We start from the raw sequence: 15,481 nt of genomic DNA on the forward strand, positions 1-15,481 counted from the left end.
AGGTTTTCTTAGGTGTAGTTGAAATGTAGTATTAAGGATGGCAAATATTAAAGAAGAATTACAAAAACGAATTTTAGTATTAGATGGTGCAATGGGTACCATGTTACAAGCTTATAAATTTTCGGAAGAGGATTTTAGAGGAGAACGTTTTAAAGATTATGCGTCTCCATTACAAGGAAATAACGATTTGTTATCTATTACACAGCCAGAAGCTATAAAAATCATTCATGGTAAATATTTTGAAGCTGGTGCAGATATTATAGAAACCAATACATTTTCGGGGACTACTATTGCTATGGCAGATTACCAAATGGAAGATTTGGTGTACGAGCTAAATTACCAATCTGCTAAAATAGCTAAAGAAGTGGCGGATGAGTTTACGGCAAAAGAACCGCATAAACCACGCTTTGTGGCAGGTTCAATTGGACCTACAAATCGTACGGCTAGCATGTCTCCAGATGTAAACGATCCTGGTTATAGAGCGGTTACTTTTAACGATTTACGTGTTGCTTACAAACAACAAGTAGAAGCATTAATAGATGGTGGAGCAGATTTACTTTTAGTAGAAACAGTTTTCGATACTTTAAATGCTAAAGCAGCTTTGTTTGCTATTGAAGAAGTTAAAGACGAAAGAAATATTGATATTCCTATTATGTTAAGTGGTACGATTACAGATGCTTCAGGGCGTACGTTATCAGGTCAAACAGCAGAGGCTTTTTTAATTTCGGTATCACATATTCCATTGTTGTCTGTTGGTTTTAATTGTGCTTTAGGTGCTAATTTATTACAACCGCATTTAGAAGCGATTGCTAGTAAAACCGATTTTGCTATTTCTGCACATCCAAATGCAGGCTTGCCAAATGCTTTTGGTGAGTATGATGAAACTCCCGAAGAAATGGGAGAACAAATAGAAGAATATTTAAAAAAGGATTTAATAAATATTATTGGAGGTTGTTGTGGTACAAGTCCTGATCACATTAAAGTGATTGCAGCTATAGCTGAAAAATATCAACCAAGACAACATTCTTAATCATGATTTTAGAAGTCGCTATTTTAAATATTAAAGAAGGATTATCTCAAGAGTTTGAACAAGCATTTGAGGGCGCTCAAGATATTATTTCTTCAATGAAAGGTTATATCTCGCATCAATTAAAAAAGTGTGTTGAAGAAGACGATAAGTACATATTATTAGTGAACTGGAAAACGATTGAAGATCATGAAATCGGATTTAGGCAGTCGGAAGAATACAAACAATGGAAAGCATTATTACATCACTTTTATGAGCCTTTTCCAACAGTAGAACATTATAAATAATGAAAGTTAAACAAACGAAATACATGAAATTGTCTGGTTTAGAGCCTTTGGTTTTAAACGAAAACAGCAATTTTATTAATATTGGAGAGCGCACAAATGTAGCAGGTTCTCGTAAGTTTTTACGTTTAATTAAAAACGAAGAATTTGACGAGGCTTTAGATGTTGCAAGACATCAGGTAGATGGAGGCGCGCAAATTATCGACATTAATATGGACGATGGTTTAATTGATGGTGTAAAATCCATGGTTCGTTTTTTAAATTTAATTGCTGCTGAGCCAGATATTTGTCGTGTGCCAATTATGATAGATAGTTCTAAATGGGAAATCATTGAGGCTGGATTACAAGTGGTGCAAGGTAAATGTGTTGTTAATTCGATTTCGTTAAAAGAAGGAGAAGAAAAATTTATTTGGGAAGCCAAACAAATTAAGCGTTATGGCGCAGCTGTTATTGTCATGGCTTTTGATGAAGTTGGTCAAGCAGATAATTACGACAGAAGAATAGAAATAGCACAACGGTCTTACGATGTGTTAGTTAACAAAGTGGGTTTCCCATCGGAAGACATTATTTTCGATTTAAATATATTTCCTGTAGCTACAGGAATGGATGAACACCGCAGAAATGCAATCGATTTTATCGAAGCAACACGTTGGGTAAGACAAAACTTAACCAATGCAAGTGTTAGTGGTGGTGTAAGTAATGTCTCTTTTTCTTTTAGAGGAAATGATGGTGTGCGAGAAGCTATGCACTCTGTTTTTTTATACTACGCTATTCAAGCAGGTATGAACATGGGGATTGTAAATCCAGCCTTGTTAGAGATTTACGATGATATTCCAAAAGATTTATTAGAGCGTGTAGAAGATGTTATTTTAGATAGACGTGAAGATGCTACGGAACGTTTACTTGATTTTGCAGATTCAGTGAAAGGATCTAAAAAAGAGAAAGTGGCCGATTTATCTTGGAGAGAAAACCCTTTACAAGATAGAATTACGCATGCATTGGTTAAAGGTATTGATGCTTTTATTATTGAAGATGTAGAAATAGCAAGACAACAAGCCGATAAACCTATTGAAGTTATTGAAGGTAACTTAATGGTTGGAATGAATGTGGTTGGAGATTTATTTGGAGCAGGAAAAATGTTCTTGCCACAAGTAGTTAAATCTGCTCGTGTCATGAAAAAAGCAGTATCCTATTTAAATCCATTTATTGAAGCCGAAAAAGGCGAAAAACAAAAAGCTTTAGGTAAAGTGTTAATGGCAACCGTAAAAGGAGATGTGCACGATATTGGTAAAAATATAGTGAGTGTTGTTTTGGGTTGTAATAATTATGAGATTGTAGACTTAGGTGTCATGGTATCTCCCGAAAAAATTATAGCAGCTGCTATAGAAGAAAATGTAGATGTTATTGGATTAAGCGGTTTAATAACGCCATCCTTAGACGAAATGGTGTATTTAGCTAAAGAAATGGAACGTCAAAATTTTGTTGTTCCGTTATTAATTGGTGGTGCAACAACGTCTAAAGCACATACTGCAGTAAAGATTGATACACAATATAAAAATGCAGTTGTACACGTTAATGATGCCTCCAGAGCTGTAACTGTGGTTAGTGATTTATTAAATCCGAAAACGAGTAATCTGTACGTTGCTAAACTTAAAAAGGATTATGACGAGTTTAGAACCAAGTTTTTAAAACGAGGTAAAGAGAAGTCATACATCAGTATTGAAAAAGCAAGGGAAGAGAGGTTTAAAATTGATTGGGAAGCTAGCAATATTATAAAACCCAAAGAATTAGGTGTGCAAACCTTAACACAGGTTAGTTTAAAAGAAATTTTACCATTTATAGATTGGAGTCCGTTTTTTAGAAGCTGGGATTTACACGGCAAGTATCCAAATATTTTAACCGATGAAGTAGTTGGTGAACAGGCCACTATTTTATTTGAAGATGCGCAGATTATTTTAAAAGAAATTATAAACAAGCAATTATTAAAACCGAAAGCCATTTTTGGTTTGTTTGAAGCGAATACTATAAATGACGATGATATCTCTATTCAGAAAAAAGGAGAAGAAATAGCTGTTTTTAGAACGTTGCGTCAGCAATTAAAAAAACGAGCAGGAAAACCAAGTTTTGCATTGTCAGATTTTATTGCGCCTAAAGCCACAGGAAGGACCGATTATATGGGGGCTTTTTGTACGGCTATTTTTGGTGCTGATGAGTTGGCTAAAAAATATAAGGATAAGGAAGATGACTATAATGCTATTATGGTACAAGCTATTGCTGATAGGTTTGCTGAAGGCTTAGCCGAATATTTACACAAACAAGTAAGAATAAAACATTGGGCTTATGGCGCAAATGAAGACTTAACAAACGAAGATTTAATTAAAGAAAGTTATAAAGGTATTCGTCCAGCACCTGGATATCCAGCATGTCCAGACCATTTAGAAAAAGAAACCATTTGGGACTTATTAAAAGTTGAAGAACAAATAGGTGTAACACTTACCGAAAGTTTAGCCATGTGGCCTGGAGCTGCGGTTTCTGGATATTATTTTGCAAATGAAGAAGCAAAATATTTTGGTTTAGGTAAGATTACAGACGATCAGGTTAAAGATTTTGCATTAAGAAAAAACATCACATTAGAGAAAGCAAGAAAATGGTTGCATCCTAATTTAACAGATTAAATTCCTAGCGAAGACAGGAATCTCTTTAGATGAGTATTTCCGTTTTATAAAGCTGAAAAATGGCTGATTAGTGCGTTAGGGATTACTCGTTCATTCTTATTGTATAAATAAGAACTCGTGATTGCTTCGCAGTTGTAGGCATTTGTTGAAGCTCCTCGCAGAGAGCGACTGCCGAAAGCCCGACCTTTAGGTAACGACAAAATAGAAATAAATAATAATTTAATGAGATATCTGCTTTTGCAGAACGTATTATGAAAGTAACAGATCACATAAAAAATGCAAACGGAAATACACAGTTTTCTTTTGAAATTTTACCGCCTTTAAAAGGACAAAACATACAGTCAATTTTCGATAATATAGATCCGTTAATGGAATTTAAACCGCCTTTTATAGATGTAACTTATCATCGAGAGGAATATGTTTACAAAGATTTAGGCGACGGATTGTTGAAAAAGCAAGTAGTTAAAAAACGTCCAGGTACGGTTGGTATTTGTGCTGCGCTTCAAAATAAATATAGTGTAGATGCTATACCTCATATTTTGTGCGGTGGTTTTAGTAAGGAGGATACCGAGAATTTTTTAATCGATTTAGATTTTTTGGGTATCGATAATGTTGTGGCTTTAAGAGGAGATGCTGTAAAAACTGAAACTTATTTTACACCAGAAAAAGAAGGGCATCATTATGCGAGTGAATTGGTATCTCAAATTTCGGAACTTAATAATGCGGTGTATTTAGATGATGAGCTGCAAAACTGTTCGGCAACTAATTTTTGCATTGGTGTTGGTGCTTATCCCGAAAAACATATGGAAGCGCCAAGTCTAGATAGCGATATTCATTTTCTAAAAAAGAAAATTAATAATGGAGCAGAGTATATTGTAACGCAAATGTTTTTTGATAATAATAAGTATTTTCAGTTTGTAGATAAATGCAGAAAAGAAGGAATTACAGTGCCAATAATCCCAGGTTTAAAACCGATATCGACTAGAAAACAACTTAATATAATTCCGCATCGTTTTCATGTAGATTTGCCCGAAGCGTTAATTAAGGAGGTTATAAAATGTAAAGATAATAAGCAAGTTCGCCAAGTTGGTATCGAGTGGTGTGTGCAACAATCTAAAGAATTAGAGAAAGCAGGAATTCCATTTTTGCATTATTATTCTATGGGAAAAAGCGATAATATAAAAGCTATAGCTCAAGCTGTTTTTTAATAATAAAAAAGAATTACATTTGTTTCGTGTTATCTAAAAAAACAAAATACGGAATTAAGGCATTAGTGCATTTAGCAAAACAGGAAGAACGTAGTCCTGTGCAAATTGGTACAATATCTTTAGCTGAAAATATCTCTCAAAAATTTTTAGAATCCATTTTACTTTCATTAAAAAAGACTGGAATTTTAGGTTCTAAAAAAGGAAAAGGTGGAGGATATTATTTGCTTAAAGACCCTAAAGATATTCCTATGACAACTGTTATGAGAGTACTCGAAGGACCAATAGCTATGGTGCCTTGCGTAAGTTTAAACTTTTACGAAAAGTGCGACGACTGCCCAGACGAAAACACATGTGCTGTAAATAAAATTATGCTAGAAGTACGTGACAGTACTTTAGAGATTTTTAAAAATACTACGCTTTTCGATTTGTGTCTTTAACAGATTCGCAAAAATAACCACTCATTTTTATAATATTATTCTTGATTTTTATTCAATAATACTATAGGTTTGCATTTTACTCTACTAAATCTATAGGGTATTGGTTTTTAATAATAAGATGAATATGGGAAATGTAATAAATTCGGAGGTAGGCTTAGAGACAGAAGAGCAAGCATCCTCAGAGAATATTAAAAGAAGTTTAGTAAAAACGATTAGTTGGAGAGCAGTAGGTACAATAACAACGGTTGCAATATCTTACATAATAACAGGAACAATGGCTTTGGCCTTTTCAATAGGAGGAATAGAGTTGGTATCTAAAATGGTACTGTATTTCTTTCATGAACGTGCTTGGGAAAAAATTAAATGGGGAAAATAATGAGCTTAGATTTAGATAAAATAAACAAAGAATTAGAAGGTAAAACACCTCAAGAAGTTGTGGAATGGGCTATTAGTATCGCTAAATCTCCTGTGGTAACTACTAATTTCAGACCATACGAAGCTGCAATTTTAAAAATAACAAGTGCTGTTAAAAAGGATTTAAAAGTTATTTGGTGCGATACAGGTTATAATACGCCTAATACGTATAAGCATGCAAATGATGTAATAAAAACATTAGATCTTAATGTAAAATTATATGTGCCAAAACAAACAACAGCGCATCGCGATGTGGTTTTAGGTATACCAAGTATTGAAGATCCAAAACATGCCGAATTTACAGAGCAAGTAAAATTGGAACCTTTTAAACGCGCCATGACAGAGCATAAACCAGACGTTTGGTTTACTAATTTACGTAAAGGTCAGACAGCTTTTAGAGACAGTATAAGTATAGTTTCTCAAGATAAAAACGGCGTAATAAAAGTGAGTCCGTTTTATAATTGGACAGACGAAGAACTAGACGCTTTTTTAGTAGAAAACAACTTGCCTAATGAGTTTAAGTACTTCGATCCAACTAAACAATTAGAAAATAGAGAGTGTGGATTACATGCTTAAAACGATAGAAATGAAAGATACATCAAACATAAATCCGTTAGAAAACGAAGCCATATATATAATGCGAGAAGTCGCTGCTCAATTCGAAAAGCCAGTGCTTTTGTTTTCGGGCGGAAAAGACTCCATTACTTTAGTACGCTTGGCACAAAAAGCATTCTATCCTGCTAAGATTCCGTTTCCATTAATGCATATCGATACTGGCCATAATTTTCCTGAAACCATAGAGTTTAGAGACCGTTTAGTAAAAGAATTAGGATTAGAACTTATTGTTAGAAACGTTCAAGATTCTATAGACGATGGTAAGGTTAAAGAAGAATCTGGAAGATATGCGAGTAGGAATCAACTACAAACAACAACGCTTTTAGATGCTATTGAAGAGTTTAAATTCGATGCATGTATTGGTGGCGCAAGACGTGACGAAGAAAAAGCAAGAGCTAAAGAACGTATCTTTTCTGTAAGAGATGATTTCGGACAATGGGACGAAAGAAACCAACGACCAGAATTATTCGATATGTTAAATGGTAATATAGAATTAGGACAAAATGTACGTGTGTTTCCAATTTCTAATTGGACAGAACTAGACGTTTGGTCTTATATTCAAAAAGAAGAAATAGAGATTCCATCTATTTATTTTGCACATACAAGAGCTACTTTTTTAAGAGATGGTTTAATTTGGTCTGCAGACGATGCCGTGGTTTATAGAGATGAAGAGGAAGAAGTTGTAGAAAGAATTGTACGTTTTAGAACTGTTGGAGACATGAGTTGTACAGCAGCAGTATTGTCTGAAGCTTCAGATATTGTTAGTGTTGTTCAGGAGATTAGAGATTCTTCAATATCAGAAAGAGGCGCTAGAATTGACGATAAACGTTCGGAAGCAGCAATGGAGAAACGTAAGCAGCAAGGATATTTTTAATCCGTTTTTTATTTCCGCGTAGACGGAAATGTAATGAAGCAATTTTAAATTAAGAATTAAAAAAGGAACTCCTTTCTTTTAGGAAGGTTAAGATAAAAATGGAAGTTTTAAAAATAGCAACAGCAGGAAGTGTAGATGACGGAAAGAGTACTTTAATTGGAAGATTACTTTACGATACAAAGTCATTAACATCAGATAAATTAGAAGCCATAGAAAACAAGAGTAAGCAATTAGGTTACGATTATCTTGATTTTTCTTTAGCAACAGATGGCTTAGTTGCAGAACGTGAGCAAGGAATTACAATAGATGTAGCACATATTTACTTTTCTACAGCAAATAAAAGTTACATTATTGCAGATACTCCTGGGCATGTAGAATATACTCGAAACATGGTTACTGGAGCATCAACATCTCAAGTAGCAATTGTATTAATCGATGCGAGAAAAGGTGTGATAGAGCAAACTAATCGTCACTTTTTTATCAATAATTTACTGCGTATTAAAACAGTAATTGTTGCAATTAATAAGATGGATTTGGTTGATTTTTCTGAAGAAAGATATAACGAAATTAAAGCCGATTTTGAAGCTTTAATGAGTAAGCGAGATTACCAAGATCAGAAAATAACATTTATTCCAGTAAGTGCTTTAAAAGGTGATAATGTTGTTAATAAATCTGAAAAAACACCATGGTATAATGGTGAAACATTATTAGAAAATTTAGAAGGTCTCGATAACCAAGATATCTTTAATGCAGGAACACCAAGGTTTCCAGTGCAATATGTTATTCGTCCAAAAACAGACGAGTTTCACGATTTTAGAGGTTACGCAGGTAAAGTTTATGGCGGTGAATTAAGTGTTGGAGACGACGTTGTAATTTTGCCTTCGCAAACAAAGTCTAAAATAAAAGAGATTCATTTTTACGATAAAAAAGTACAAACAGCTTCGCGTCGTTCGTCAGTATTAATCACTTTAGAAGACGATGTAAACATAAGCCGTGGAGACATGATTGTTAGAGCAAACGACTTGCCAACAATGGACAAGCAGTTTACAGCTACAATTTCTTGGATGGATTCTCAAAACCTAAAAGCAGGTAATAAATATGTTGTACAACATGGCGTTAATAAAGTTATGGCTAAAGTAGAGCGTATTCACCATAAAATTAATCCTGATTATTCTGGTGTAGACGATACTGTAGAAACTTTAGCAATAAACGATATCGCAACTGTATCTTTTAAATTAAACAAGCCTATTTTTTACGATGCTTTTAAAGCGCATAGAACTAATGGATCGTTTATAATAATAGATTCAAAATCTAATAATACAGTAGGCGCAGGCTTTATCCAGTAAGTATTAGCAAACCAATCATTTATCAATTTGAGAAAAGTATTTTAATTTATCCTATTAAATCTATAGGAATTATATAATAAGTAATGCAGAGCTTTAGAACAGAAATAGAAAACCCTATAGTAGAAAAGGATATTGTAGAATTAGCCAATAAGATTGCGCTTTTTAACAACGGAAAAATAGATGAAGAAAAGTTTAGAAGCTTACGTTTAGCACGAGGTGTTTACGGTCAGCGTCAAGAAGGCGTACAAATGATTCGTATAAAATTACCTTATGGTAAAGTATTGGGTAATCAACTGCGTCGTATTGCTGAGGTTTCAGATGAGTACTCAAGAAGCAGATTACACATTACTACACGTCAAGATATTCAAATTCATTATGTCGATTTAAACCGCACACCAGAATTATGGGCAGAGTTAGAGCGCGATGATGTTACTATTAGAGAAGCCTGTGGAAATGCTGTAAGAAACGTAACAGCAAGTGAAACAGCAGGAATAGATGTTAACGAACCTTTTGATGTTTCTCCATACGCAGATTCTGTTTTTAAATTCTTTTTACGTAACCCAATTTGTCAAGAAATGGGTAGGAAATTTAAAGTGTCTTTTTCTGGAACAGATGAAGATACAGGTTTATCATACATGCACGATTTAGGTTTTATAGCTAAAATTGAAAATGGTGTAAAGGGTTTTAAAATCATGCTTGGTGGCGGATTAGGTTCGCAACCAAGGCATGCAGATGAATTTTATTCGTTTTTAGCTTCAGATAAAATTATTCCTTTAATGGAAGGTGTTTTAAGAGTTTTCGATCGTTATGGCGAACGTAAAAGTCGTGCTAAAGCGAGATTGAAATTTTTATTAAAAGATATTGGTTTAGAAGCTTTTAAGGCATTAGTTGAAGAAGAGCAAAACGCAATCGAATTTAAAACAGTTACTATAGACGAAGCAAATTATACGGCTTCAATTCCAGCTTCTATAGAAGCTCCAAAGGTTGAAATAAAAGACGAAGTCGCTTTTAATTTATGGAAAGCAACTAATGTTATTCCACAAAAACAAGACGGTTATTTTGCTATTGGAATAAAAGTATTACTTGGAGATTTCTATACGGATAAAGCACGCTTGTTAGCAGATTTGGTAGAGAAATATGCAGCAGGAGAAATCCGTTTGTCTCTAAGGCAAAACATTTTAATACCATTTGTAAAAGAAGATTTGTTAACTTTTTTCTATACAGAATTAGAAAAATTAGGCTTTGCAGAAGCAGGTTATAATAAAGCAGTAGATATTACAGCATGTCCAGGAACAGATACTTGTAATTTAGGTATTGCAAGTAGTACCGGAATTGCTGAAGAATTAGAACGTGTTATAAAAGCAGAATACCCACAGTATTTATCTAACGAAGATTTAGTAATTAAAATTAGTGGTTGTATGAATGCTTGCGGGCAACACAATATGGCAAATATTGGTTTTCAAGGCATGTCTATTCGTACAAAAGATAAATTGGTTGCACCTGCATTACAAGTGCTTTTAGGAGGAGGTAATTTAGGAAACGGTAAAGCTTATTTTGCAGATAAAGTTGTAAAAGTACCAAGTAGAAGAGGCCCGGAAGCATTACGTCGTATTCTTAACGACTACGAGGCAAATGGAGGTGATTTAGTGTTTTCAGAATACTATAAAGAAAAAGGTGAGAAATACTTTTACAGCCTACTAACAGATTTATCTAATGTCGATAACCTAACGCAAGAAGATTTTATTGATTGGGGAACAGAAGAAGCCTATGTTAAAGCCATTGGTGTTGGAGAATGTGCAGGTGTTGTTATCGATTTAATTGCAACGCTTTTTTTTGAAAGTGATGAGAAAATTGAAGAAGCAAAAGAATCTTTTGGCAACAAAGTATATTCTGGTGCAATCTACGAGGCGTATCGCTCGATGGTTAATTCCGCGAAAGCGATATTGATTTCCGAAGACATAAAAGCAAACACACAAGCAGGTATTATTAGTCAGTTTGATGAGTTGTTTATCGACACTAAAAAAATAGACTTAGGCGTTTCGTTTTCAGACTTAGTGTACCAAATAAAAGTATTTCCTCCAACTGAAGAATTTGCATCTCGTTACATTGAAAATGCAGAACAGTTTCTAGAAAAAGTAAGAGGTTTTAGAGAAAAAGCAATAGTTACCGATTAATAATATTAAATAATGCACGTATGATAAATCCAAAATTAACAGTAGTTGGCGCAGGACCAGGAGATCCAGATTTAATTACATTAAAGGCTATAAAAGCAATACAATCTGCCGATGTTATTTTGTACGATGCCTTAGTAAACGACGCTTTACTAGGCTACGCGTCTAAAACAGCAGAGCTTATTTTTGTTGGTAAACGTAAAGGTTGTTATGCTTATCAGCAAAGTCAAGTAAACCAATTAATTATTGAGCGTGCTTTACGATGTGGTCATGTTGTTAGATTAAAAGGAGGAGATCCATTTATTTTTGGTCGTGGCGCAGAAGAGTTGGAGTATGCTAAGGAATATGCTATCGAGGTTGCGGTTGTTCCAGGTATTTCATCGTCTGCAGCAGTGCCAGCTTATCAAGGTATTCCTTTAACAAAGCGTAATGCAGCCGAAAGTTTTTGGGTAATTACAGGCACAACGAAATCGCATGAAATTTCTAGTGATATTGCATTAGCAGCAAAATCTACAGCTACGGTTGTTGTTTTAATGGGCATGGGAAAACTGGCTGAAATTGTAAAGATTTTTTCTTCGGAAGGAAAACAAAATACAGCAGTTGCAGTAATTCAAAATGGGACACGAGAAAACGAGAAAGTTGGGATTGGTACTATTAGTTCTATTGAAGCTATTGTAAAAGAAAAACAATTATCTACTCCAGCAATTATCATTATTGGAGAAGTAGTGAATCAGCGTGTAGATTTAGCGTCAATGTACGAGAAATCGAATTTAGCACCTCAATTTTCGCAACCAGTTTCAGCTTAAAACTTATGGAAAGGAATAATTTATATCCCATTTTTTTAAAGACGAAAAACCTGCAAGTACTTATTGTAGGTGGAGGTAATGTAGCCGAAGAAAAATTAACATTTTTATTAAAATCGAGTCCTGATGCACATGTAACCATGGTTTCTCCAATGTTTAGAGAGGCAACTATTGCTATGGCAAATACAGGATGCGTAACAAGAATTAAGGATACTTATAAGTACAGTTATCTTGAAGGAAAACATATGGTTGTTGCAACCACAGATATTCCAGAAGTAAATGTGCAAGTTTATAACGATTGTAGAGCACAAAGTAAATTGGTTAATGTTGCCGATAATCCGCCATATTGCGATTTTTATATGGGAGGAATTGTAACTAAAGGCAATGTAAAAGTAGCTATTTCTACAAATGGAAAATCACCAACTACAGCAAAACGTTTACGTCAGTTTTTTGAAGACGTAATACCAGAAAATATAGACGATTTGGTAAAGAATCTTAATGTTTATAGAAAAACTATAAAAGGAGATTTTGAACAAAAAGTTGAAACATTAAATGAATTTACTAAAGGCTTAGTAGAAAAAATAAAATAGTATGATTAAAACAGATATATTAATAATAGGAGCAGGACCAACAGGTTTATTTACTGTGTTTGAAGCAGGATTGCTAAAATTAAAGTGCCATTTAATTGATGCATTACCACAACCTGGTGGTCAATGTTCTGAGTTATATCCAAAAAAGCCTATTTACGATATTCCTGGATTTCCAGAAATATTAGCTGGAGATTTAACTGGTAACCTATTAGAACAAGGTAAACAGTTTCAACCAGGATTTACATTAGGAGAACGTGCAGAAACTATAGAAAAACAAGAGGATGGTAGCTTTATAGTAACCACTAATAAAGGAACAAAACACCATGCGCCAATTGTTGCTATTGCTGGAGGTTTAGGTAGTTTTGAACCTAGAAAACCTAAGTTAGAAGGTATTGAAAAGTACGAAGACAAAGGTGTTAATTACTTTATTAAAGACCCAGAAGTTTATAGAGATAAAAAAGTAGTGATTGCTGGAGGTGGAGATTCTGCTTTAGATTGGTCTATATTTCTTGCAGATGTCGCTTCAGAAGTTACTTTAGTACATAGAAGAAATGAATTTAGAGGTGCTTTAGATTCCGTAGAGAAAGTACAAGAATTAAAACTTTTTAATAAAATAAATTTAATTACACCTGCAGAGGTAATAAGTTTAAAAGGAGAAAACCATATCGAAGGTGTTACATTATCTAAAGGAGATGAGGTAATAGAATTAGAAGCCGATTATTTTATTCCGTTATTTGGATTGTCGCCAAAACTAGGTCCAATAGGAGATTGGGGATTAGAGATCGAAAAAAATGCAATAAAAGTGAATACCGTAGATTACCAAACTAATATAGATGGTATCTTTGCTATTGGTGATGTTAATACATATGAAGGGAAACTAAAATTAATTCTTTGTGGATTTCATGAAGCAACATTAATGTGTCAATCTGCATATAAAATATTAAATCCAGGCAAGAAATTTGTTTTAAAATATACAACAGTAAGTGGTATAGATGGGTTTGATGGTACAAGAAAAGAGTCACCAAAAGCAGTTGTAAAGGCTATAGTATAATGGAAGATGTTACTTTACATATTACAGATCGCGAAGGTAAAAAACATAGTGTTTTAGCACCTACAGATATGGCAATGAATATTATGGAAGTTATTCGTTCTTACGAGTTAGCTCCAGAAGGAACCATTGGTATTTGTGGTGGTATGGCAATGTGTGCTTCGTGCCAATGTTATGTGAATTCGGATAACGAAATTAATGCAATGGAAGATGAAGAAGATGCTATGTTATCTGAAGCTTTTAATGTTAAAGATAACAGTAGACTAAGTTGTCAAATTCCTATTACAGATGCTTTACATAATTTAGAGATTGAATTGGCACCAGAAGTTTAAATAATTATTAGATGCAGGAGAAATTGCAAATACCATTTAGGTTTAAAGAAAAAGTTGAAGAACTCGCAAAAGAATTATTCTATTGCGCATTAGAATCTTCAGAGAAACAAGAAGTGCTCCTTAAAAATATTAAGGAGTCCTTTTTTTATATATCTAAAGCCTTAGATTGTGGTGTTTGTAATATAAAATGGGAACAATTTGTTGTCGGAATTAAAGCATTAAAACCAAAGTTGCAATTAGATGCGGAAGCAGCATATAATAACGATCCGGCTGCTAAAAGTGTTAGAGAAGTGTATTTAGCATATCCTGGTTTTTATGCTATTGCTATGTATCGCATAAGTCATATTTTATGGCAACTAGATATTCCTGTTTTGCCTAGAATGATTTCAGAATACGCACATGGAGTAACAGGTACAGATATTCATCCAGGAGCAACCATTGGACATTCTTTTTTTATAGATCATGCCACAGGAGTTGTTATTGGAGAAACCGCTGTAATACATAATTATGTTGTTATTTATCAAGGCGTAACTTTAGGAGGTATTACAGTAGAAAAAGCATTAGCAAATACAAAAAGACATCCTACAATTAAGGATCATGTTACCATTTATGCGAATGCTACTGTTTTAGGAGGAACTGTAGAAATTGGCGCAAATAGTATTATTGGCGCAAACGTTTGGATTACAAAATCCATTCCCGAAAATTCAATTGTAACTTACAAGTCTGATATAAAAATAACAAATAGATAAAGTATGAGTATTTTAAAACAAATAGGAAATACGCCTTTAGTAGAAGCTTCAAATTTAGTTTCCAAACCAAACGTAAAACTTTATCTAAAATTAGAAGGTAATAATCCTGGCGGAAGCGTAAAGGATAGACCAGCTTATAATATGATTGCCGAAGCGGTAAAACGAGGTGACATAGAAAAAGGAGGCCATATAGTTGAAGCCACAAGTGGTAATACAGGAATTGCTTTAGCTTATGTAGCAAGCTTATTTGGTATAAATATATCTTTAGTTATGCCAGAAAATTCTACCGTAGAACGCGTAAAAACAATGCGTGCTTATGGAGCAGAAGTAATATTAACAAGTGCAGAAAGAGGTATTGAAGGTTCAAGAGATGTCGCTTTTAAAATGAGAGACGAAAAAGGATACCTTTTATTAAATCAGTTTGAGAACGACGATAATTGGAGAGCACATTATAAAACTACAGGTCCAGAAATTTGGAGAGATACAAATGGTGAAGTCACTCATTTTGTTTCAGCAATGGGCACAACAGGAACTATAATGGGAACCTCTACTTTTTTAAAAGAACAAAATAAAAACATTCAAATTATTGGAGCACAACCAATGGACGGATCAAGAATTCCTGGTATTAGAAAATGGTCGCCAGACTATGTTCCAAGTATTTTTAATCCTTCAAAAGTAGATCAAGTAATAGAAGTAAGCCAAGAACAAGCTACTGCTATGACTAAGCGTTTGGCAAGAGAAGAAGGTGTTTTTGCAGGGATGAGTAGTGGAGGATCTGTATCTACCGCACTAAAATTAATAGAGACGATAGACGCAGGTGTTGTGGTTGCTATTATCTGCGACAGAGGAGATCGTTACTTATCTTCTGCTTTATTCGATTAAGCACTTCAATAAATAATATTTAGTTT

16 protein-coding genes are annotated in these 15,481 nt (G+C 34.0%); all 16 read left to right on the forward strand.

Translation table 11 applies throughout. The annotated features are described in order from the left end of the window. Positions 1-37 precede the first annotated feature (37 nt). Positions 38-1,030, forward strand: a complete 993-nt coding sequence (locus Q0935_RS13900) for a homocysteine S-methyltransferase family protein (RefSeq protein ID WP_299387381.1) — start codon at positions 38-40, stop codon at positions 1,028-1,030. A 2-nt stretch (positions 1,031-1,032) separates the two neighbouring features. Next, the gene (locus Q0935_RS13905) at positions 1,033-1,314 is read left to right on the forward strand and encodes an antibiotic biosynthesis monooxygenase (RefSeq protein WP_299387385.1); all 282 of its coding nucleotides are present in this window, start codon (positions 1,033-1,035) and stop codon (positions 1,312-1,314) included. Then, complete coding sequence (gene metH, locus Q0935_RS13910; protein WP_299387390.1) at positions 1,314-3,986, forward strand: methionine synthase; 2,673 nt, start codon at positions 1,314-1,316, stop codon at positions 3,984-3,986. Before Q0935_RS13905 ends, metH begins: the two co-directional genes overlap by 1 nt. 251 nt (positions 3,987-4,237) lie before the next feature. Beyond that, complete coding sequence (metF, locus tag Q0935_RS13915) at positions 4,238-5,194, forward strand: methylenetetrahydrofolate reductase [NAD(P)H] (RefSeq protein ID WP_299387394.1); 957 nt, start codon at positions 4,238-4,240, stop codon at positions 5,192-5,194. A gap of 26 nt (positions 5,195-5,220) precedes the next feature. Continuing rightward, complete coding sequence (locus Q0935_RS13920; RefSeq protein WP_299387398.1) at positions 5,221-5,631, forward strand: Rrf2 family transcriptional regulator; 411 nt, start codon at positions 5,221-5,223, stop codon at positions 5,629-5,631. A gap of 124 nt (positions 5,632-5,755) precedes the next feature. Then, positions 5,756-6,007 carry a DUF2061 domain-containing protein gene (locus Q0935_RS13925; protein WP_299387403.1) on the forward strand — a complete coding sequence of 84 codons (252 nt, stop codon included), beginning with the start codon at positions 5,756-5,758 and terminating at the stop codon, positions 6,005-6,007. Beyond that, complete coding sequence (locus Q0935_RS13930; protein ID WP_299387408.1) at positions 6,007-6,621, forward strand: phosphoadenosine phosphosulfate reductase family protein; 615 nt, start codon at positions 6,007-6,009, stop codon at positions 6,619-6,621. Before Q0935_RS13925 ends, Q0935_RS13930 begins: the two co-directional genes overlap by 1 nt. Before the next feature lie 10 nt (positions 6,622-6,631). Next, positions 6,632-7,534, forward strand: a complete 903-nt coding sequence (gene cysD, locus Q0935_RS13935) for a sulfate adenylyltransferase subunit CysD (RefSeq protein ID WP_055435157.1) — start codon at positions 6,632-6,634, stop codon at positions 7,532-7,534. 98 nt (positions 7,535-7,632) lie between these two features. Then, on the forward strand, positions 7,633-8,880 hold the full coding sequence (locus Q0935_RS13940) for a GTP-binding protein (RefSeq protein WP_100998399.1): 1,248 nt from the start codon (positions 7,633-7,635) through the stop codon (positions 8,878-8,880). An 83-nt stretch (positions 8,881-8,963) separates the two neighbouring features. Further along, positions 8,964-11,054 (forward strand): HEPN domain-containing protein, encoded by a 2,091-nt coding sequence (locus Q0935_RS13945; RefSeq protein WP_299387417.1) that lies wholly within the window; start codon positions 8,964-8,966, stop codon positions 11,052-11,054. Between the two features lie 20 nt (positions 11,055-11,074). Further along, entirely contained in the window at positions 11,075-11,857 is a 783-nt protein-coding gene (cobA, locus tag Q0935_RS13950; RefSeq protein ID WP_299387421.1) for a uroporphyrinogen-III C-methyltransferase, read from the forward strand. Between the two features lie 5 nt (positions 11,858-11,862). Then, positions 11,863-12,444 carry a bifunctional precorrin-2 dehydrogenase/sirohydrochlorin ferrochelatase gene (locus tag Q0935_RS13955; RefSeq protein WP_299387425.1) on the forward strand — a complete coding sequence of 194 codons (582 nt, stop codon included), beginning with the start codon at positions 11,863-11,865 and terminating at the stop codon, positions 12,442-12,444. Between the two features lies 1 nt (position 12,445). Next, positions 12,446-13,495, forward strand: a complete 1,050-nt coding sequence (locus Q0935_RS13960; protein WP_299387429.1) for an NAD(P)/FAD-dependent oxidoreductase — start codon at positions 12,446-12,448, stop codon at positions 13,493-13,495. Further along, positions 13,495-13,824 (forward strand): 2Fe-2S iron-sulfur cluster-binding protein, encoded by a 330-nt coding sequence (locus tag Q0935_RS13965; RefSeq protein WP_299253533.1) that lies wholly within the window; start codon positions 13,495-13,497, stop codon positions 13,822-13,824. Before Q0935_RS13960 ends, Q0935_RS13965 begins: the two co-directional genes overlap by 1 nt. An 11-nt stretch (positions 13,825-13,835) precedes the next feature. After that, positions 13,836-14,573 carry a serine O-acetyltransferase EpsC gene (epsC, locus tag Q0935_RS13970; protein ID WP_299387432.1) on the forward strand — a complete coding sequence of 246 codons (738 nt, stop codon included), beginning with the start codon at positions 13,836-13,838 and terminating at the stop codon, positions 14,571-14,573. Between the two features lie 3 nt (positions 14,574-14,576). Continuing rightward, positions 14,577-15,455, forward strand: coding sequence for a cysteine synthase CysM (gene cysM / locus Q0935_RS13975; protein WP_299387437.1), 879 nt, complete (start codon positions 14,577-14,579; stop codon positions 15,453-15,455). Positions 15,456-15,481 lie beyond the last annotated feature (26 nt).

Source organism: uncultured Lacinutrix sp. (genome assembly GCF_947500605.1).
Classification (GTDB): Bacteria; Bacteroidota; Bacteroidia; order Flavobacteriales; family Flavobacteriaceae; genus Lacinutrix.